Here is a 20,402-nt window from a genome sequence, read left to right on the forward strand (position 1 = left end):
AAAATCCGGCCATTTTTTTTGGAAAAGCATCCCTGTTCAATGTATAAGAAAGAGCCTTCCTGACCACTCCTTAGCGTGCGGCTTTCGCCAGCCTCAGAAATGTTAACGCTTACATCCCAAGTGTATGGATCAAGGCTTCATCCGTAAATATGTCATTTTCAATTGTCCGGTTGTAACGGCGTCATCCATTGGTATGACGGGCTTTTCACGTCCTTTCCAGTCTTGTTATTGTCGTTTTCGGGCAGGAAAACATGTGGTTTTTGACCCCTCCTCCTAAGGTAAATTGTCATCCTCGCTAACGGGATGATCCTTGACAGATGTCATATCTGACCGTAAGTTGGAAAAATAAACTGTAAAAGCAAAACTGACATATTCTAAAAGAAATGAGGTATTACGCATGCAGCCATCATCCTGGATTTTAGCCGGCTATGCAGGGCGCAAAGTCTTATCCGAGATCACGGCCGAAGATGCCCGGCGGCTCACTCACTTGAACATCGCTTTTGCCCATATCCAAGAAGACAAGATCACGTATACCGATTCGAACACCATTCATGAGATCCAACGCCTGAAATCCATCAATCCCGAACTAACCATATTGTTGTCCGTTGGCGGCTGGGGCTCCGACGGATTCTCGAAAGCGGCAGCCACGTCTGAAGGAAGACAAAGCGTGTGCGAATCGGCGATCAAGCTGCTGCAAGAGTTTCCCTTCGACGGCATTGACCTGGACTGGGAGTATCCATGCTACTCGATCGCCGGAACGGCGGCATCGCCAAACGACAAGGAGAACTTTACGCTGCTGCTAAAGGAGCTCCGGGAAACGCTGGATCAGTACGGGCGGGGCGAGACACACTATCTGCTCACGATCGCGGCCGGCGCCGATCAATATTATATCGACGGCACCGAAATCAATGACATCCACCCCTATCTCGACTTTATTCAGCTGATGACGTACGACATGCGCGGCGGATTCCAGACGATGACGGGCCACCACACCAATCTGTACACCTCCACCGGCGATCTGTTCCGAATCAGCGTCGATGCATCCGTCCGCCTGTTTACTCAGGCTGGTGTGCCGCGCGAAAAAATCGTGATCGGTGCCGGATTCTACTCCAGGAAATGGAACGATGTGCCGGACGTGAACAACGGCTACCTCCAGATCGCTCCCTCCTCCGGAGGTTACGGCCCGACCTATACCCAGCTCGCTGCCGAGTATTTAAGCAATCCTTCCTATAAGAGGTACTGGGACGACGAAGCCAAAGCGCCTTACTTGTTCGACGGCAGCAGCTTCATCACATACGATGACGCCGAATCCCTGACTCATAAATGCAAATACATACAGGAGCAGGGGCTGGCCGGCATCATGTTCTGGGAATACAGCTGCGATGCAACGCACAGCCTTTTGAATGCCATGTACAAAGCCTTTTATTCTTAATCGGATTCGGGCTTGCCCGAGCTGCAGCAGGTTCACTCCCTTCAACATGTCTTAGAAAAGCTGATGATAGACGATACTCACGTTATTTTATATAACATGCAGTTGACTTCATCTTCTTGCGCTGCAATGACTTGGCTTTATTCTATGAGTTCCTTCCGAATTCCGTAAATATGTCGTTTTTATCTATAGCTTTAGAGCACGAAAACCCTTATTTATACTGGGAAATTCATACTGCATATGTGGATTTTGCACCTCACATGAGCATGCCGTCACTCGGACAGTTTCGAGTTTTGGACAGCCAAAAAGCCGGTCCCCAACAGGGATCGGCTTTTTGGCTTATGCAAACATGGGCATTTCTCGTCATTCGCGTTATGTTTATGTCACTAAATATAACCTACTTTGCTGTTGAACGGTCGTCATTCGTAACATCACCGAAGAAGCGGATCGAGTACAGTGCACACAGTCCGACAATCGTATAGATGATGCGGGAGCCTACAGAGCTCTGCCCACCAAACAATGCAGCGACCAGGTCGTATTGAAACAGACCCACGAGCAGCCAGTTGATGCCTCCGATAATCAATAACAGCAATGCGATGGTATTAAATGTTCTCATCGTTTAACCCTCCTTACGCCCTTTTTTTCACGTCATTTCTTATATGGTTTATTCAAAAAGATTCTGGTAACTATTTTTAACCAACAATTGCATTTATAATCATGGTCGGACAAAAAAACATCCCTAAGCGGGATGTCCTTGATACTTGATACGAAATTGTCTTCTTCCCCTACACTTCATTAGGAAATCCGCGCTGTTGACGCAGAAGCTCCAGAAGGATCTCAACAGCCTTGGTATGATAAGGCGTCTTCTGCGTAATCCATGAGAACTGGCGCGCCACCGGCTTGCCATCCGGTACCAGCATATGCAGCGTTCCGAGTCGAATCTCCTTGCGCACCGCCCACCTCGACAACAGCGTGACGCCAAGGCCTGCCTCCACGGATTCCTTGATCAGCTGGGTGCTTCCGAACTCCACGATATGCTTAGGATGAACATGATACCGGGAGAACATCCGCTCTGTTGCCTCGCGGGTGCCCGAACCTGCTTCCCTGACAATCCAGGTCTCATCCGCTAGCTCGGACAGCGGCACCTCCTGCAGATGGTCGTACCGCCCGTCACGGGGGACCATCACCACCATTTCATCCTCCGCGAAAGCCTCGATATGCAGCTTCTCATCCTGATAGTCGCCCTCGACGATCCCGATATCCGCCTCATGTCGCAATATCATCTCCGCCACCTCCTTGGTGTTCCCGATCGTAATCGACGGGCGGATCAAAGGATACCGCTCCCTCATATAAGCGATCAAATGCGGCAGCATGTACTCCCCGAAGGTATAGCTGGAGCCGATGGACAGATGGCCGCTTGCCCGATGCATCAAATCGTCCACAAGGGCGTTCATGCGGGTGTACAGGCCCAAAATGTCCTTCGCATGATGGTATACGATCTCTCCCGCTTTCGTAAGCCGGACGTATTTATTGGTTCTCTCCAGCAGCTTGGTGCCAACGGAACGCTCCAGCGCCTGGATATACTGGCTTACCGCCGGCTGTGTCATGAGCAGTTCCTCGGCCGCGCGGGTAAAATTCCCCTTGTCTACGACGGCTACGAATACTTCCAGTGCTTGATCCACGCTTTTAGCCCCCTTCGCTCCAGATCTATATTTGGTTATGCGTTATACTACCATAATAAATTACTTATGATGATCATCATAATGATTTATTTTTCTTATTCTAAGCAATGGGATACGATGGGTTCAGACCAACCGAACGAATCGGAGGTTATGTCTTATGGCTGAACCTGCATATTCCAAATCTCAAGAGCATGTCCATCGTCTGGTTCGATGGACGCAGCATTCGCTGCCCGCCGCCGCAGGCGGTATTGCCTTTACCTTTGTCATCGCCCTTACCGGCTACGGATTAGCCAGCGTGCCGGGCCTTGGCTATCTTGGCCAGCTAGCCTGGGCAATTCTGATCGCCGCTGTATACCGGCAGCTGCGCGGTTACCCGGAGAGACTGCGCATCGGGATCCAATTCACGGCCAAGCGTCTGCTGCGCCTAGCGATCATTCTATATGGCCTAAAGCTGAATATCGGCGTCGTATTCCAGCAAGGCTTGGGTTTAATGCTGAGAGATGTCATCAGCGTCGTATTTGCGATCGGGCTTACACTGCTGATTGCCAAATGGCTGAAGGCCGATATGTCCCTGTCCCTTCTGCTCGGGATTGGAACAGGTGTATGCGGCGCGGCGGCCATCGCCGCCGTGTCCCCGATCGTGAAAGCCAAGGAAAAGGACACCGCGCTTGGAGCAGGGCTTATTGCCTTTCTCGGAACCATCGTCGCGATCGGTTATACCCTCGTCCAGCCGCTGCTTCCCTTATCGGATACCCAATACGGCGTCTGGTCGGGCGTAAGTCTTCATGAGATCGCCCATGTGGCACTCGCAGCCGCTCCGGCAGGAGAAGATGCTCTTGCCATCAGCCTGCTTGCCAAGCTTGGCCGCGTATTTCTGCTCGTGCCGCTCAGCATCGTGCTAATGGTCTGGATGAAGCGGACCGGACGTTTGCAGAGCCAAACGCGGATGGAGTTTCCCTGGTTCCTGCTTGGCTTCATCGCAGCGAGCTTGCTGGGAAGCTGGGAATTTACCGGACAACCGATCATTCCCCTGCCGATCAAGGATACGATATCCCAGGCAGCCTCCTTCATCCTTGCCATGGCGATGGTGGGACTTGGCCTGAATGTCCACTTGAAGGACATACGCGGCGCCTGGCGGCCGCTGCTGGCCATGTCCATCACCACCGTGCTGCTGATCCTGCTGACTTATGCCATGGCATAAGCAATCAGGTACCGGCCCAGTGCACGAAACGAAAAGCCATTCCCTGCTCGCGGGGGATGGCTTTTTGGCGGTGAAAGCCTCCAATCCCTTTCCATCCTCCTCGCGTTGGATTTAGACCCACTCCGGTTTTTGCAGCATGGCCAGCCCCGTCTTTTTCTTTCCATTTTAGGGTAAAACTAAAAGGGCGGGGTCTGCCCGATCCGGGGGGGACGGTTTAGCTCCCCTGCTTTCTTGGGTATTTGAGCTTAGTATGCAGTCATCATGCAGATCGATCAGGATAGAGGAGATGGAAGTATGCAGCGAAATCATACGATTATGCAATTCTTCGAATGGCATGTGGCAGCCGACGGCTCCCACTGGAACCGGCTCAAGAACGCAGCGCCGGAGCTGAGCAAGGCAGGGATCGACGCGGTTTGGATTCCTCCGGTGACAAAGGCATCGTCCGCCGAGGACAATGGTTACGGCGTTTACGACCTGTATGATCTGGGAGAATTCGATCAGAAGGGAACGGTTCGCACGAAGTACGGAACCAAGCAGGAATTGATCGATGCCATCGCGGCCTGCCAGAAGAACGGGATCGCGGTGTATGTGGATCTGGTGATGAACCATAAGGCGGGCGCCGATGAGACCGAGCGTTTCCGGGTGGTACAGGTCGACGAGATGGATCGGACCAAGGATATATCGAAGCCGTTCGAGATTGAGGGATGGACCAAATTCACGTTCCCCGGCCGGGGGAAACAATACTCTGACTTCCAATGGAACTTCACTCATTTCAATGGGACCGATTACGACGAAATCAACAAACGTTCCGGCATTTACCGCATCGTCGGCGAGAATAAATCGTGGAGCGACAAGGTGGATAATGAATTCGGCAATTACGACTACCTGATGTTTGCCAACATTGATTACAGCCATCCGGATGTGCGCAAGGAAATGATTGCATGGGGAAAATGGCTGGTGGATACGCTGCAATGCAGCGGATTCCGGCTGGATGCGATCAAGCACATCAATCATGACTTCATCAAAGAATTTGCGGCAGCCCTGAAAAAAAAGCGCGGCGATGATTTTTACATCGTGGGGGAGTTCTGGAACCCCGAGCTTCAAGACTGCCGGAATTTCCTGGATACGGTGGATTATAAAATCGATCTGTTCGACGTGTCTCTTCACTATAAACTCCAAGCGGCTTCGAAAGCCGGCCGCTCCTTCGATCTGCGGACGATTTTCGACGATACGCTCGTGCAATCACATCCGATGAATGCCGTCACGTTTGTGGACAATCACGATTCGCAGCCGCAGGAATCGCTGGAATCCTGGGTGGAGGATTGGTTCAAGCAGAGCGCTTATGCGTTGATTCTGCTGCGGAAGGACGGTTATCCTTCGGTCTTCTACGGCGATTATTACGGAATCGGCGGCGAGAACCCCATTCCCGGCAAACGGGAAGCGATTGATCCGTTGTTGTATGCCAGGGCGAATCGGGCGTACGGCGAGCAGGATGATTATTTTGACCACCCGAATACGATAGGCTGGGTCCGCCGCGGCATTCAGGAAATCGAGCACTCCGGCTGCGCGGTGGTCATCGCCAACGGCGAAGCCGGGGATAAGCGTATGTTTGTCGGCGAGCATCGCGCCGGAGAGGTATGGGTGGATCTGACCCGCACCCGGAAGGATCGCGTAACGATCGGCGAGGACGGCTTCGGGCTGTTCCCGGTGAACGGCGGCAGCGTGTCCGTCTGGGCACACCCGGATAGCCCCGTAGAGGCGTGACAAACCGCATTAGGCATGGATATAAAAAGACCGGAAGAAATCGGCTTCCGCAGAAGCTTGCCTCCTTATGGGAAGCACCTGCAGAAGCTTTCATTCTTCCGGTTTTTTGCGTTAACAGACAGAGCCCCCTAATCAGCCCTTAACCTGAAAACGGCGGCGCAGACCCTCGCCTAACAGGTTGAACGTGATGATCAGCAGCATCATGGCAAATGCCGGATAGACCACGAATTGGAACTTCCCTAGCCAGATGTCTGCCCGATGCTTGGACAGAATCGTCGCCCAGTTATACCCGGTCTCCACGAATTCCATGACGTAATAATTAACTTCCTTCCACTCATGACCAAGGAAGATGTTCACGATCGCAAGCTGGCCGAGCAGGAGCATGACCTTTCCCATATCCAAACAGAAGTTGACGATCACTTCGGGGAACATGACCGGGATATAGTAATTCTTCGTCAGCGTCCTCGTGCGAAGACCTAACGCGGTTCCGGCCTCCATATAAGGCTCGCTTGCCATCTTGTGGGCCTGCTGCTGAATCGTGATGGCCACTCGCCCGGCCTCGACGCTAGCCAGAATCAGAATGGCCCAGCCCATCCGCTGCTGGGAGAAGAGAAAGAACGGAAGCGCAAGCAGCAGCGCGGATGCAAAGACCGGCGGCAAATAGGAGCACAACTGGTTCCAAAAGGTGATGAACCGGTGGGTGAACCCCTTTTTCTTGCGGGCAATCAATCCCAGGGGAACCCCAATCGCATATCGGACAGCCGTAATCGCGAGCACCAGCAGGATCGTATCCTTGGCGGTCACAACCAGCTTGCTTAGGTTATCGACCCCCCTCTTATCCGATCCAAGCCAGTTCTTTGAGGAAGGCTTATAGGGCGGAAGGGTCAGCTTCTGCTTCCCGTCCTTCATCACCCATCTGGAGGGTTCATTCTTCAAATCCTTATCGATGAAGGGCATGTAAGGCCCCGCCAGCATGACGAAAACAAAGAAAGCAAGCAAAATACCGCCTATCCATAAAGGAAAGTTCTTCAAGACGACTCACCTCATATCTTTATCGTGGATCAAAGTACTTGCGTGCCGAATGACTGATCCATTGGACGATCATGAACAGCACCATGAAGGAAAATGCGATATAAATAATGACACCCGGTTCATAATTGCCGCCGGTGCCGCTGAACGTATTGAAATCCAGTGCCAGAAACAATCTCCACGCCGCCCCTGGATAGTTGCGGTAATATTCCACCACGAGCAGGTTGGACAAGATGAAGACAAGCAGGCCCGGAAGATGGGTCAGGATGGTCGCGATGCCGTTGCGCAGCATATGTTTGTAGACAACCTTTCGGTCGCTCAGACCTTTGGCTTTAGCCAGCAGTATGTACATCTTGCCTTCCTGTGCGAGCAGCGAGGCCGACGTGATTCGGGCAATGAAGAAAATCGGGTAAATCGAGACAAGCAGCGAAGGCAGCACGAAGGCCTCCCAGCCGTCAACCGCAAAATAACGGATAGCCGGAACATGCTTAATGAGCACCCACTGCGCGATCAGCATCAGGAAAAAATCCGGAATGGACTGGAACAGCCATGTCGTCCAGTGCCCCAGCGCGCTAAATTTGGTCTTGGACAATTTGTAGTCCAGGACTCCCTTCAGAATGCCGAACACGAATCCTATGAATAAAGCGGATACAATAACGAGCAGGCTTTTGCCGACGGCTCCGAAAGCGGCCGCTTCCGAAGACTGGCCGTTATATCGCGATTCCCCCAGCGTCCCGTTCTGAATCGCCGCTGCAAAATAATCCCGGATATGCGTTACATACTCACCCAGATCAAAGGAATAATTTGTCACCCATAAATTGCTGTCCAGCGACAGATTCAGATCCCTTGGAACCAGGACGATGAGGACGATGAACATAAAAGCCAGCAGGCTGGTCACCGTCGTTTTGAGCATTTGCGTTTTTAATCTCATACCGTCCTCCCACACATGATTTCAGTAGTACCCCTCTTGGTTCATTCGATTAAGCACTTATTCTACTACTATCATACATCTCCTGAATAAGTCCAGATGAAAATACAAAATTTTACTTTTGATATTTCCGCATCAGGTATTGAAATTCATATATGGCCATGTACCTGCACTCATAAACCCTGGATGTCGCCCTATCAAATTGCAATCCGCCGTAAAAGGATATACTCTGAACTTAATACATCTCATTGGAGGAGGTTTCTACGGCGATGTCGATCTATGAATATGAAGTAAAAACGATACGCGGCGAATCCCAAACGCTGGAATCTTATAAAGGCGATGTCATGCTGATCGTCAATACGGCGACCAAATGCGGCTTTGCCCCTCAATTCGACGGTCTGGAGAAGCTGCACCAAACCTACCGCGACCAGGGATTGGCCGTTCTCGGCTTCCCCAGCAGCCAATTCATGAATCAAGAGCTGGAGGAGGATGCCGCGATCGAAGAGGCCTGCAAGCTCAATCACGGCGTCACCTTCCCGCTGTTTTCCAAGATCGATGTGAACGGCACGAACGCTCATCCGCTTTACAAATACCTGACCAGCGAAGCCCCCGGCGCACTGGGCATCAAGGCGATCAAATGGAACTTCACCAAATTTCTGGTGGACCGAAGCGGCAAGGTGATCAAGCGCTTTGCACCGACGGACACTCCAGAGAAGATGGAAGAGGATATCAAGAAGCTGCTGTAAACGGATGCAGGACAGGATCCATTCTCCGTTTGCTTTTCACCTAAAAAGGGCTAGCCCGAGGTCCATCGACCTTGGGCTAGCCCTTTATGTTATGATGCTTGGCATCGTCATCGTTATGGTATGCAGCATTGTCCGGCTGTGTTTCCAATCGCTGTCCGGATGGGCCGCCAGTATCAGCCTTATAACGTGCGCGGCAGCTCGCGCACCCAGACGGCCATTTCATTTTCGCCGCGGTTGCCCCATAAATAATAGGGAATAGCCTTTAATGATGCGGGAAGCATCTTTTTGGGAGAAGCACGATACAACTGCTCATCGCCCCAATCGTCAGACTCTTCAAGCCACCCGGCCCCTTCAATGACAACCGCTCCGCCGAGAAGATTCGGATCAAATCGCGAACAAAGCTTCGGATCGCCCGCGAGCGATAACGAGGATACAGGCACTCCATGATCGACGCTTTCCAGGCAGTATACGAGCGGCCCGCGCTGAATCGCGGCCTTGCCGGCATTCCCCCGTATATTCGGATTGGCTCTGACCTGATGGATCTCCATGGAGAATGCCAACTCCACGGTGTCTCCCGGCGCCCATACTCTCTTCACGCAAGCATAGCCGTCTTGAGTAATATCCTCCACGTTCATTTCTTGCCCGTTCACGCGCAAGCCGGCTTTGCCGCGCGACCAATCCGGAATGCGAAGGGCCACCGTCCACTCGACAGCCTGCTCAGGCTGAAGCGTAAGCGTAACGTCCCCGTCCCATGGCAGCGCGCTGTTCTGCATTACCTTCACAGGCACGTCCCCGAACCGCACCTCCGCTTCGCCGCCGATGTACAGATGGGCATACAGCGTATCGTCATTCATCGTATACACGTATTCGCCCAGCGATGACAGCAGCCTTGCCACGTTCGGCGGGCAGCAGGCGCAGGCGAACCATCCCGGCCGAACCGGCTTCACATGGGCCTTGCCCGGATTATAGCGGCAGGCCGCAGGCCATACCTCAAGCGGGTTTACATAGAAGAAATGCCGCCCGTCCTGAGCCATGCTGCCAATGACCGTGTTAAACAGCGCGCGCTCCATCACGTCCGCATACTCCGATTTGGGCGACAGCTGCAGCATGCGCTGGGCAAAAAAGATCAGCCCAATGGATGCGCAGGTTTCCGAGTATACGGTATCGTTCGGGAGATCATAATCCGTCGTAAACGCCTCGCCGTGATGAGTGGAGCCGATCCCTCCGGTAATGTACATCTGTTTATGGACCATGTTGCGCCACAAGGTATCGCAAGCCTCAAGCAGAGCCGGGTCCTTCGTTCTGGCGGCCAGATCCGCCATCGCCGTGTACATATATACGGCCCGGACCGAGTGCCCGACGGCCTCCTTCTGCTCCCTAACGGGCAGATGGCTCTGATGATAAGCCAAATGCGGAGCGTGCAGCACCGAGCGATAGAAGGACTTCTTCCCGCGCTGTTCCCACTCCTGGAGGAAGAAGTGGGGTTCCGTCCCGCGCTCATCGATGAAATATTGGCTCAGGCTCAAATATCTCGGCTCTTGAGTCACCTCATACAATTTCACCAGGGCCAGCTCAATCTCCTGATGGCCATCAAACCCATGGATTTTCCCATCTTCGGGTCCAAAAACGGTATCGATATGATCCGCCAAGCGGCACACCACGTCCAGCAGTTTCCGCTTGCCCGTCGCCCTGTAGTGAGCAACTCCGGCTTCAATCATATGACCGGCGCAGTACAGCTCATGGCAGTCCGTCAGATTGGTCCAGCGTTTTTCCGGCTCCTTCACCGTAAAATACGTATTCAGATAGCCATCCGGCTGCTGGGCGTCGGCAACCAGATCAATCAGCCCATCCACCTGTTCTTCCAGCTTCGGATCCGGATGAGTGGCCAGCGAATAAGCCGCGGCCTCAAGCCATTTGGCGACATCGCTGTCCTGAAAGACCATGCCCCCGTATTCACCCTCGCCCCTGCCGGCAGCAATGCGAAAATTGGATACGCCATGGCTCGGCTCAATGCCCGGGATCCGATCATGCAGGGCCTCGTATTGGTAGGGAATCACCACTTCCCTTACCAGTTCTATGTAACTCGACCAGAAAGGGTCGGTCAGTTTCACTTGCTTAAGAGGTACGGCAGCTGAACGCGTAGTAAGAGTCATCATCTCGGATATACACTCCTTTTGGGGTTCGAATAGGATAAAGCCTCGACACTTCCCATTCTACGATCTATGATAGGATGAAAACGATAACAGAATCGACCTAATTTCTTATACGATTTCACACTTCCTTGGAGGTGTTACCATGTCGGAACAAAGCGTGCTTTCCTTCCCCTCGCTGCCGCTGCCCTACTTCCTTGAATCCGGTAAAACGCACTACATGCCGGGCGAATCGCATCCGAACCGGAGAAACCTTGGCGTCTTCGACCTCATCCTCGTTCAACGCGGCTGCTTGTTTCTGGGCGAGGAGGACCTGCAGTGGGCACTACGTGCCGGGGATATGGCCGTATTGATGTCGGACGCGCACCACTACGCTGTGCAAAAGTGCCGGGAGGAAACCTCCTTTTATTGGCTGCATTTTCAGTCGGCGGCACCGAGCACTGGCGATCATGCGACGATCTCACACAATATCAAGCTGCCCAGGCAAGGTCATATCCCTTATCCGGAGCAAGCCTATCAGCTGTTCGATTCCTTGCATCTTCAGGCAACGGAGCCGAGATCTACGGCATTTTGGCGCGAGCAGACCCTGTTTATCGAGCTGCTGGAGCTGCTGGATCCGTCGCGGTCCGATCAGGAGCAATCACGGGTGCGCAAAGTCGCGGAGCAGGTGGAATCCTATATCAAAATGCATTACCGCGAGCCCATCAGCAACGCACGTTTATCGACTGACCTTCATTTCCACTACAATTACCTGACGCGCTGCATGAAGGCATCGCACGGCGTGACGCCAACGGAATACCTGCTGCAGTACCGCCTGGACCAGGCGAAGCGGCTGCTGCTCACCACCAAGTGGTCCATGGCGAGGATTGCGGAGCATGTGGGGTTTCAATATCCTCCCTATTTCTCCCGCCGCTTCTCCGCGCGTTTCGGCCTGTCGCCGCTGCAATTTCGAAAGCAGTACACGGAATAAGCAGCCTCATGGGGATTTGGGGGCTGCACATTGTTATATTCTTTCGTTGGGTTAGCGGTGAGGGACAGCACGGCTCTTGATCGAGAGCATCGAGCCGCGCAATGCCTTCCTTGCAGCGCAAAAAGGGACAAGCCCCTTCCGGGCCCGTCCCTAGATTAATCAACTGCTAAAGGCTACGCTTCGCTTGGCAGATTAAGCTGCCAGGATACGCCGAACTTGTCCGCGATCCAGCCGAACTTTTGGCTGAATCCATAGTTATCCAGCGGCATCATCGCACCTCCGCCATCGATCAAAGCACCGTACACCTTCTCGATCTCGGCTTCGGATTCGCAAGTCAGATAGATGGAGAAGGAAGGCGTGAACGTAAACTCATGCTTCACGTTGCTGTCGATGCACATGAACGTTTGTCCCTTCAACGAAAAGGCCGCATGCATGACGCTTCCCTCGGCTCCCGGCTGATTGGGTCCATAACGGGTAATGCTGATGATTTCGGAATCCTCAATTATGGAAATGTAATGGTTCATGGCTTCTTCCGCGTTGCCCTGAAACATTAAAAACGGGGTCACACTCTTCATCGATAACACACGCTCCCTTATTCATCGGTTTAAGATGGGTAGTTTATCGTTCCTGTCTCTAACAGCTGCTTCAGCCCCTCAAACATATAACCCCAACCATGTTCGGTTTGGTCATGGTATTCGGTCAGCGCTTTTTCAATATCCTCTGCGGTCCAGTCTTCCTCATGAGGGACAACGATCTCCTGGGAGAACGTCATTTCGCATCCCGCCTCCACGGCTTTGAACTCCACCGTAATGCGGTCCACGGTGTCGCTGAACTGGGGCATCTTGAAGGTGAGCACCAGCTTGCGCGGCCGGTCTATGACCAGATACTCTCCAATGGCCCGGTACTCCTTGCCTTCCCTCACGTCAACAATCTCCCAGCTTCCGCCTACGCGCGGGTCGTTGCGGGCGATTTTGTTCGTTGTTTCCATCGTAAACAACCATTTCCTCATCATGTTGGGATTTAACCAAGCATCAAATACTCTTTCCGGTGCTGCCTCAAATCGACGTTTCATGATCAGCGTGGTAGTGGAGGCGTTATCCAATGTTAATCATCCTTCTCTTATCAAAAGTGGTATTGCGTCTATTTCCCTGCGTTACTCATCGTTGTCCAGGATGTTCAGCGGTATTCCTAAGGATTCTTCTAGTGCTCCTCCCTCTTCGCTTTGTTCAGCTCGCGTTCAAGCGCATCAAATTGCCGGTTCCAGAATCGTTCGTAGAATTGCAGCCATTCCATCGCTCTTGACATGACGCCCGGATTCAGGCGACAGGTATGCGTCCGTCCATGGATGGACCGTTCGAGCAGGCCGGAGCGCTCCAGCACCTTGATATGCTTGGAGGCTGCCGCAAGCGACATGTCAAACGGTTCAGCCAGCTCAGATACCGTCCATTCCTGCGATGCGATCATGCGCACCATCTCTCTTCGGGTCGGGTCAGCCAGAGCATGGAAGATCTGATCCAGTTGTTCTTCATTATTTTGTTCAACCATATGGTTAACTATAATGGGCAAATTTCATAAAGTCAACCATTCGGTTGAATATAGAACAAAAAAAAGCCAAGCCCTTCGTTTAAAGAGCCTGACCATAGCCATTCGAATAATGCGGCAGCAGCCCGCTTGGGCAGCGGATCAGGGGGACCTCCCGATTTTATCCGATAATCTCTTCCAGCAGCCGCTCGAGCTCTCCGTAACTCGCAACGGTATGCTGCGGCCGATGCTCCGATTCCGGCCCCACGCTCCGGTGATTGAACCAAATTACATGCCAGCCTGCAGCCAGGGCTCCGACCACGTCATTGCGCCATGAGTCCCCGACGTAATAAGAGTTCTCCGGCTTCGTCCCGGTCTGCCTGTTCACATGGTGGAAGATCCGCGGATCGGGCTTGTCCCAGCCGACGGCACCGGATACGAATAGCCGATCCTCCGGTATCAGGCCGCCCAGCTTCATCGCCGCGATTTTGTTCATCTGGTGTTCGGCCGGGCCATTGGTAATCAGGCCTACGACATGCCCGGCATCCGCCAGTTTCATCAGAAGCTCCCGGGCGCCCTCAAACATCGTGATGTTATACTGCAGGTCCAGATACGTCTGCTGTACCGCTTCGGCCTCCTCAAGAGTCAGTCGTACGCCGAATTCGGCCAGCGCTAACTGGAACCGGCGTCTGCGCATATCCTCGACCGCATCCCCGTAAGCTGCCGTTCCGGCTCCTCCCAGCTCGACGGACAGCTTGTCGCTGTAATAGCGCATCCGGTGGTAGGCGGCTTCATAAGGAAACGCCTCATCGGGACTGGCAATCTCCTGCACGGCCTCGCGAAAAGGCGCCAGATGGTCATACAATGTATCATCCACATCGAAGAAGATCCCCTTCGGTGCTGTTGGTGTCTTCATGTTCATCCCTCTTCCTCATTCGATTCCTCTATTGTACCCGCATCGGCATTACCCGGGTCAAGCCCGTCTGTTAATAAGTTCCTTTCCTATGATATGATGGCATTACAGCGGCAGAAACCGGCGATTGGAGCCTTCGTCCGTAATTACGCAAGCCAAGAAAGCACCTTTTGTTATGCCTGATGCCTGATTCATGTACCCGGATAAGGAGATGAGTAACGATGACCAAGGATATGACCGAAGTGTGGAGCAAGGATTTTGTTCCGGAGGGAAACCGTGCCAGCAACGTGGATCGTTTTACCGGCTTTGAGGATACCTACGACCAGCATCGCCCCGAAGCCCCCCAGGAGGTTGTCGCCCTGCTGACAGGGTATTTGGAACGCAAGCCCTCTGTCGTCGTCGACTTGGGATGCGGAACGGGGCTTTCCTCCTTTGCATGGAAAGACGCGGCGGATCAAGTCATCGGGGTTGAGCCGAATGATGATATGCGCGGCAAAGCCGTCGCCAAATTGCAAACGCTGGAACAGGAAGCACGCAGCAGCGGCGCGGATATCGCCGACATCAAGTTCGTCTCCGGCTATTCCAACCAATTGGCGCTGAAGGATCAGTCCACCGACATCATCACCTGTTCCCAATCCTTTCACTGGATGGACCCGGCCAGCACATTGAAGGAGGTCTCCCGCGTTCTGCGTGACGAAGGGATATTCGCGGTATATGATTGCGATTGGCCGCCGAGCCTGACCTGGAAAGTGGAGCATGCCTATCATGGGCTGATTGAACGGGCAGAGGCCATCATCGACGACCATGTGGAGCCTCAGGAGCAGGCCTATAAAGGAAATAAGAACGAGCATCTGAAGCATATCCGGGAAAGCGGACTGTTCCGGTTCTCCAAAGAGATCGTGTTCCACCATATGGAGCCGTTCACCGCCGACCGGTATACCGGCCTTGCCGTCAGCCAAGGCGGCATCCAGACCGTATTCAAGCTGAAACCAAACGAATTGAACGACAACATCGCGCAGTTCCATGCGCTGGTCGAGGAGCATTTCCAGGGGCGGGCGCTTCCCGTGATGCTCAGCTACCGCATGCGGCTTGGCATTAAATAAAACCAGAAGCATCGAAGAGATAATCCCGAGGTCCTCGAGCATCCTGCGGGGAGGGATTTGAAATATCACGGGCGCGGCTGAGCGGTTGGGGTTTCACCCGAACCATCTCAGAGCGCCTTTTTCATTAACGAATCGTCAGCTCATCCTATTCCCTAGATGACTCACTCCTAAACAAGGAAGTCATGAGCCGGATGATATTCTCCGACGTTCTCTCCACGTTCTGCCGTCCGTTGGGAAGCGCCTCCGATAGCGTAACAGCGCCTGGCACGATGCCAAAAATAGCGTCTATCCCCTGATCATACAGAACGTCGATTCCGTCACCGATCCGCCCGGTAAGCGCGATAACAGGCTTGCCGTGCTTTTTCGCCACCATCGCAACACCCAGCGGGGTTTTGCCGTACTGCGTCTGAAAGTCCATCCCGCCTTCGCCGGTCCACACCATATCCGCCATGCGCACTTTCTCCTCAAGTCCCGTATAGTCGATGACCAGTTCAATGCCCTTTTTCAGCGTCCCGTTCAGGAATACCATAAGGCCCCCGCCAAGACCGCCTGCCGCGCCGGCGCCGGGGTAATCGGCGATATCTTTGCCTAACTGCTGCTTGATCACTCCGGCGTAATTCCGAAGATTGCGATCCAGCTGCTCGATTATCTCCGGCGTTGCTCCCTTTTGCGGTCCAAATACATGAGAGGCTCCCGTCTTCCCGCAGAGGGAATTGGTCACATCGCAAGCGACCTCGACCTCGACGTGATGCAGCCGCGAATCCAAGCCGCTTAAGTCAAAGCTTGCAAGACGACAGAGCTCCCCACCGCCAAAAGCAAGCTCCTTCCCTTCCGCATCCAGCAGTCTGCCGCCGAGCGCCTGAACAACCCCGGCTCCGCCATCGTTTGTCGCGCTGCCGCCAATGCCGATCAGCAGTCGGTTCACGCCATGGTCCAGACAGGCCTTGATCAGTTCGCCCGTTCCATAGGTTGTTGTCACCAGCGGATTGCGCTGGGCCGGCGGGACCAAATGAATCCCGCTTGCGCTGGCCATTTCCAGCACTCCGGTGCTGCCATCGCCCGAAATGCCGTAGGATGCCTCCACCTCATTACCCAGTGGTCCCGTCACCTTTACGGTATGTACCGTACCGCCCGTGGCGTCAACGAGCGATTGCATCGTGCCCTCACCGCCGTCGGCCATGGGCACATGGATACAGGTCACATGCGGGTTTCCCTTCTTGATGCCGCTTTCCATCGCTTCGCAGACTTCTTTGGCAGTCATGCTCTCTTTAAATGAATCGGGCGCCAGTACAATCACATAATCCTGCTTCATCGTTATCCCCTGCCTTCCTTCATCATTTTATGTATACACCCGTCACCCCAATTCGCGGGAACGGTTTTCACCCGGCGCGACATGGGCAACGGCCTGCATATGCTCGAAATGGCCGCTCGAACCCCGTTTACGCGATAGCAGAGTGCCGACGATGCCGCCGGCGAACCCAATCGGAATGGAGACGATGCCCGGATGCTTAAGCGGGAAAATCGCTTCCGCCCGAATCCAGCCTGCCACAGGGTCCATTACATTGGGCCCGACAGCCATGAGCAGCAAAGAAGACGAGAGGCCGGCCGTAATGCTCGATATGGCGCCTTGCGTATTAAATCTTCGCCAAAATAGCGTGAAGAGCAGCACCGGCAGGTTAGCCGAGGCGGCAACCGCGAAAGCAAACGACACGAGGAACGCCACGTTCAGCGTCTGCGCCCCGAGCGCAAGCACGATCGAAGCCGCGCCAACGACGATGGCCGAAAGCTTGGCCACCCTCATCTGCTGCGCCTCGGTCGCCCGTCCGCTGCGGAAGATGCTGCTGTAGACGTCATGGGCAAACGCCGAGGAGGCCGTCAGCACAAGCCCGGAGATCACGGCCAGTATCGTAGCGAAGGCAACGGCGGATACAAAGGCCATTAGGAATTCGCCGCCCAGCTCGCTTGCGAGCAGCGGGGCCGCCAGCTCCACCCGCTCGGACAATATGGACCAATCAACGAAGGCAGCCGCCCCAAAGCCAAGAAAAATCGTCATGGCGTAAAAGACGCCGATCGTAAACGTCGCCGTTCTGACCGAAGCACGGACCGTACGCGGGTCCCTTACCGTGTAAAAGCGTGCAATAATATGCGGCAGTCCCGCTGTCCCTAACACCAGCGCCATATTAAACGACAGCATGTCCAGCGGATGGTCAAACATGTTGCCCGCCATCAGAAACCGCTCCTGCAATGGGGTCGCCCTCTTCATGGATTCAAATAAACCAAGCAGATCCCAATCGAACCTTGCCAGCACGATGAGGCTCACGATAAAGGTGCTGCTCACCAGCAAAATGGATTTGACGATCTGCACCCAGGAAGTCGCGAGCATGCCGCCAAACGTCACGTAGACGGTCATTAAGCCGCCGACCAGCACGATGGCGAGCGACGTCTCCAGCCCGAACAGCAAATGGACGAGCCACCCGGCGCCGACGAGCTGGGCGATCATATAGAAGACGGTGATCATCATGTTATTGACGGCGATGCATCCGCGAAGCCGTTTCTCGCCGAACCGGACCGCCACCGCATCCGCCATCGTATACCTGCCCAGGTTATGAAGGGGCTCGGCGATGATGTACTGCACGATCACATAGGAGGCAAGGAAGCCGATCGAATAGAAGAAGCCGTCGAAGCCGTACACCGCAATGGAGCCCGCGATGCCAAGGAAGGAAGCCGCGCTCATATAGTCACCGGAAATGGCCAAGCCGTTTTGCAGCCCGCTCAGGCGATTGCCCGCTGCATAGAAATCATTCGTGTTTGTTGTTCGCTTGGCGGCATAATACGTAATCATTAACGTGCCGACCACAATCGCCAGAAAAAAAACGATGCCGGATATGTTCACTTGTCTGCCTCCTTCCGCCATGGCCCCAAAATGCTATTGCTTTTATTTTACGATAAAATGACAAAAAAAGGGCGACTCCCTTCGCTGTTAACCAGCGGAGTACACCCTTTTTTCCATAAGAAGCCGTTGTTGGGTTTACGCGCCCGTATTCGCTTTAACCAACACTTCGGCATACTTCGCCTCATCCTTGGAAGAGGAGAGCAGCGTGCCGACATAGGCTGCCAGGAAGCCAAGCGGAATGGAGACGATGCCCGGGTTGCTCATCGGGAAGATCGGATCGCCTACCAAAATCGCTTTGCCTGCCGGATCCCATATATTCGGGCTAAGGGCCACGAGAATCACCGTGCTGATCAAACCCGTCAGCATCCCTGTGACTGCGCCCGTCGTATTAAATCTCTTCCAGAACACTGTGAAGAGAATGACCGGCAAATTCGCGCTGGCTGCAACGGCGAAGGCCAGCGAGACCAGAAACGCCACGTTCATCTTCTGGGCGAACAACGCAAGCAGGATCGAGACGACGGATACGCCGATCGAAGCGTAGCGCGCCATCTTCAGCTGCTCCTTCTCGGACGATTCGCCGCGGCGCACGATTTGGCCGTAGAAATCATGGGCGAAGGCCGATGCGGCGGACAGCACAAGCCCCGTAACCACCGCGAGGATCGTCGCGAAAGCAACCGCCGAGATGAGCGCGAACAGGAAATCGCCGCCGATCGCTTTGGCCAGGAGCGGCGCTGCCATGTTGCCCGCTTTATCGACCTCGGTAATATCGGCCGCGCCTACGAAGGCGGCTGCCCCGAACCCGAGAAAGATCGTCATCACATAGAAGATGCCGATAATCCAGGTGGCGTATACCACGGAGCTGCGCGCCGTCTTCGCATCCTTAACGGTAAAGAAACGGGTCAAAATATGCGGCAGACCTGCCGTGCCGAGTACCAGGGCAAGGTTGAGGGACAGCGTCTCGAGCGGGATTTTGTATTTATTCCCCGGGTTCAGGAAGGCCTCCTGCAGCGGGGTGGCCGTCTTCATATGGTGGAACATCTGGGTCAGGCTGAAATCGAATTTGGCGAATACGATCAGCGAGATGATGAACGTGCCGGCCATGAGCAGCACGGCTTTCGAGATTTGAACCCAGCTTGTCGCATGCATGCCGCCGAAGACAACGTAGATGGTCATGAGCACGCCCACAATCAATACGGACGTGACATAGTCCAGGCCTAACAACAGCTTAATCAGCGCGCCCGCTCCAACCAGCTGCGCGATCATGTAGAAGATGGAGATGGAAATCGTGTTCAATGCTGCCACGCCCCGCACCTTCTTATCGGAGAAACGGGCGGCAATCATGTCCGCCACCGTATACTTGCCGAGGTTCCGCAGCGGCTCGGCGACAAGGTACAGCACCACCAGGTAAGCCACGAGGAAACCGATGCTGTAGAAGAAGCCGTCAAAGCCGACTAACGCGATCGAGCCTGCGATCCCGAGGAAGGAGGCCGCAGACATATAGTCGCCGGCAATGGCTGTCCCGTTCTGCCAGCCCTTGAGTCCTCCGCCTGCCGTATAGAAATCGCTCGTGTTGGTCGTTTTCTTGGCAGCGTAATACGTAATGATCAGCGTAAGCAGTACAATTCCGCAAAACAACGCAATAGCCATGTCGATTACGCCCCCATATCCTTTTTGATATCGTCTACCATTCGGTCAAACTGGGCCGCCTTGCGGGAGTAGAGAATGCACAGAACCCATGTCATGACGAATTGGGCGAAGGCAAATACCCATGCCCAGGTGATCGGGCCGATCGCCGGGTGATTCAACACGTCGGTGTACGAAGTAAGGATCGGCAGCGCAAAATAAAACAGAAGAAAAAAGACGGTCATCGGAATAATGAACCGTTTCTTGCGGGAGAGCAGCGTTTTGAATTTTTCGGAATGCCATACTTCGGTATAGCTTTTTTCTTCCATTGCCTTTCCCTCCATTAACGATCAGGATCTATTGCGTCTTTCATCAATGAAAGCGCTTTAGAATGATTATATACGGGAGGATCGACATCGACCACAGCTCCTGCGCGAAACGTCCGGCAGG

The 20,402-nt window shown here is 53.9% G+C and carries 19 protein-coding genes; 6 read left to right on the top strand and 13 right to left on the bottom strand.

Features of this window, described 5'->3' with window-relative positions:
* Positions 1–397: 397 nt before the first annotated feature.
* The gene (locus HMPREF9412_RS17585; RefSeq protein WP_009593007.1) at positions 398–1,432 is read left to right on the top strand and encodes a glycoside hydrolase family 18 protein; all 1,035 of its coding nucleotides are present in this window, start codon (positions 398–400) and stop codon (positions 1,430–1,432) included.
* 394 nt (positions 1,433–1,826) lie between these two features.
* On the opposite strand, the gene HMPREF9412_RS17590 is transcribed toward HMPREF9412_RS17585, so the two are convergent.
* Entirely contained in the window at positions 1,827–2,045 is a 219-nt protein-coding gene (locus HMPREF9412_RS17590) for a DUF378 domain-containing protein (protein WP_009593023.1), read from the bottom strand.
* A 169-nt stretch (positions 2,046–2,214) separates the two neighbouring features.
* Complete coding sequence (locus HMPREF9412_RS17595) at positions 2,215–3,111, bottom strand: LysR family transcriptional regulator (RefSeq protein ID WP_009593001.1); 897 nt, start codon at positions 3,109–3,111, stop codon at positions 2,215–2,217.
* Between the two features lie 157 nt (positions 3,112–3,268).
* Between HMPREF9412_RS17595 and HMPREF9412_RS17600 the strand changes: the two genes are divergently transcribed.
* Both HMPREF9412_RS17600 and HMPREF9412_RS17605 read left to right on the top strand, forming a co-directional pair.
* Entirely contained in the window at positions 3,269–4,312 is a 1,044-nt protein-coding gene (locus tag HMPREF9412_RS17600) for a YeiH family protein (RefSeq protein WP_009592999.1), read from the top strand.
* Between the two features lie 294 nt (positions 4,313–4,606).
* Entirely contained in the window at positions 4,607–6,076 is a 1,470-nt protein-coding gene (locus HMPREF9412_RS17605; protein ID WP_009593021.1) for an alpha-amylase, read from the top strand.
* A gap of 132 nt (positions 6,077–6,208) precedes the next feature.
* Here the strand turns inward: HMPREF9412_RS17605 and HMPREF9412_RS17610 are convergent, their stop codons facing one another.
* Both HMPREF9412_RS17610 and HMPREF9412_RS17615 read right to left on the bottom strand, forming a co-directional pair.
* On the bottom strand, positions 6,209–7,108 hold the full coding sequence (locus HMPREF9412_RS17610) for an ABC transporter permease subunit (protein ID WP_009592990.1): 900 nt from the start codon (positions 7,106–7,108) through the stop codon (positions 6,209–6,211).
* Positions 7,109–7,127: 19 nt separating this feature from the next.
* Positions 7,128–8,036, bottom strand: a complete 909-nt coding sequence (locus tag HMPREF9412_RS17615) for an ABC transporter permease subunit (protein ID WP_009593013.1) — start codon at positions 8,034–8,036, stop codon at positions 7,128–7,130.
* Positions 8,037–8,302: 266 nt separating this feature from the next.
* Here HMPREF9412_RS17615 and HMPREF9412_RS17620 point away from each other — a divergent pair, with 266 nt between their 5' ends.
* On the top strand, positions 8,303–8,779 hold the full coding sequence (locus tag HMPREF9412_RS17620) for a glutathione peroxidase (protein WP_009592987.1): 477 nt from the start codon (positions 8,303–8,305) through the stop codon (positions 8,777–8,779).
* 179 nt (positions 8,780–8,958) lie between these two features.
* On the opposite strand, the gene HMPREF9412_RS17625 is transcribed toward HMPREF9412_RS17620, so the two are convergent.
* Positions 8,959–10,935 carry a glycoside hydrolase family 127 protein gene (locus HMPREF9412_RS17625; RefSeq protein ID WP_009592995.1) on the bottom strand — a complete coding sequence of 659 codons (1,977 nt, stop codon included), beginning with the start codon at positions 10,933–10,935 and terminating at the stop codon, positions 8,959–8,961.
* 139 nt (positions 10,936–11,074) lie between these two features.
* Between HMPREF9412_RS17625 and HMPREF9412_RS17630 the strand changes: the two genes are divergently transcribed.
* A complete protein-coding gene (locus HMPREF9412_RS17630; RefSeq protein WP_009593027.1) occupies positions 11,075–11,899 on the top strand; it encodes a helix-turn-helix domain-containing protein in 825 nt (274 codons plus the stop codon).
* 173 nt (positions 11,900–12,072) lie between these two features.
* On the opposite strand, the gene HMPREF9412_RS17635 is transcribed toward HMPREF9412_RS17630, so the two are convergent.
* The 4 genes from HMPREF9412_RS17635 to HMPREF9412_RS17650 form a co-directional block, all read right to left on the bottom strand.
* Positions 12,073–12,474: a VOC family protein gene (locus tag HMPREF9412_RS17635; protein WP_009593028.1), complete on the bottom strand. Its 402-nt coding sequence runs from the start codon at positions 12,472–12,474 to the stop codon at positions 12,073–12,075.
* A gap of 29 nt (positions 12,475–12,503) precedes the next feature.
* Entirely contained in the window at positions 12,504–13,001 is a 498-nt protein-coding gene (locus tag HMPREF9412_RS17640; RefSeq protein WP_009592996.1) for an SRPBCC family protein, read from the bottom strand.
* A gap of 98 nt (positions 13,002–13,099) precedes the next feature.
* A complete protein-coding gene (locus HMPREF9412_RS17645; RefSeq protein WP_009593012.1) occupies positions 13,100–13,444 on the bottom strand; it encodes an ArsR/SmtB family transcription factor in 345 nt (114 codons plus the stop codon).
* A gap of 157 nt (positions 13,445–13,601) precedes the next feature.
* Complete coding sequence (locus HMPREF9412_RS17650; RefSeq protein WP_009593002.1) at positions 13,602–14,342, bottom strand: HAD family hydrolase; 741 nt, start codon at positions 14,340–14,342, stop codon at positions 13,602–13,604.
* Between the two features lie 212 nt (positions 14,343–14,554).
* On the opposite strand from HMPREF9412_RS17650, the gene HMPREF9412_RS17655 reads away from it, so the two are divergent.
* Positions 14,555–15,436 carry a class I SAM-dependent methyltransferase gene (locus HMPREF9412_RS17655; RefSeq protein WP_009593017.1) on the top strand — a complete coding sequence of 294 codons (882 nt, stop codon included), beginning with the start codon at positions 14,555–14,557 and terminating at the stop codon, positions 15,434–15,436.
* Between the two features lie 145 nt (positions 15,437–15,581).
* Here the strand turns inward: HMPREF9412_RS17655 and HMPREF9412_RS17660 are convergent, their stop codons facing one another.
* From HMPREF9412_RS17660 to HMPREF9412_RS17675, 4 genes are all read right to left on the bottom strand, one after another.
* Positions 15,582–16,748, bottom strand: coding sequence for a glycerate kinase family protein (locus HMPREF9412_RS17660; RefSeq protein ID WP_009593005.1), 1,167 nt, complete (start codon positions 16,746–16,748; stop codon positions 15,582–15,584).
* A 42-nt stretch (positions 16,749–16,790) separates the two neighbouring features.
* Positions 16,791–18,329 carry a solute symporter family protein gene (locus HMPREF9412_RS17665; RefSeq protein WP_009593026.1) on the bottom strand — a complete coding sequence of 513 codons (1,539 nt, stop codon included), beginning with the start codon at positions 18,327–18,329 and terminating at the stop codon, positions 16,791–16,793.
* Positions 18,330–18,464: 135 nt separating this feature from the next.
* Complete coding sequence (locus HMPREF9412_RS17670) at positions 18,465–19,976, bottom strand: solute symporter family protein (RefSeq protein ID WP_009593011.1); 1,512 nt, start codon at positions 19,974–19,976, stop codon at positions 18,465–18,467.
* 5 nt (positions 19,977–19,981) lie between these two features.
* Entirely contained in the window at positions 19,982–20,281 is a 300-nt protein-coding gene (locus tag HMPREF9412_RS17675; protein WP_009593006.1) for a DUF485 domain-containing protein, read from the bottom strand.
* Positions 20,282–20,402 lie beyond the last annotated feature (121 nt).

Source organism: Paenibacillus sp. HGF5 (assembly GCF_000204455.1).
Lineage (GTDB): Bacteria > Bacillota > Bacilli > Paenibacillales > Paenibacillaceae > Paenibacillus_AQ > Paenibacillus_AQ lautus_A.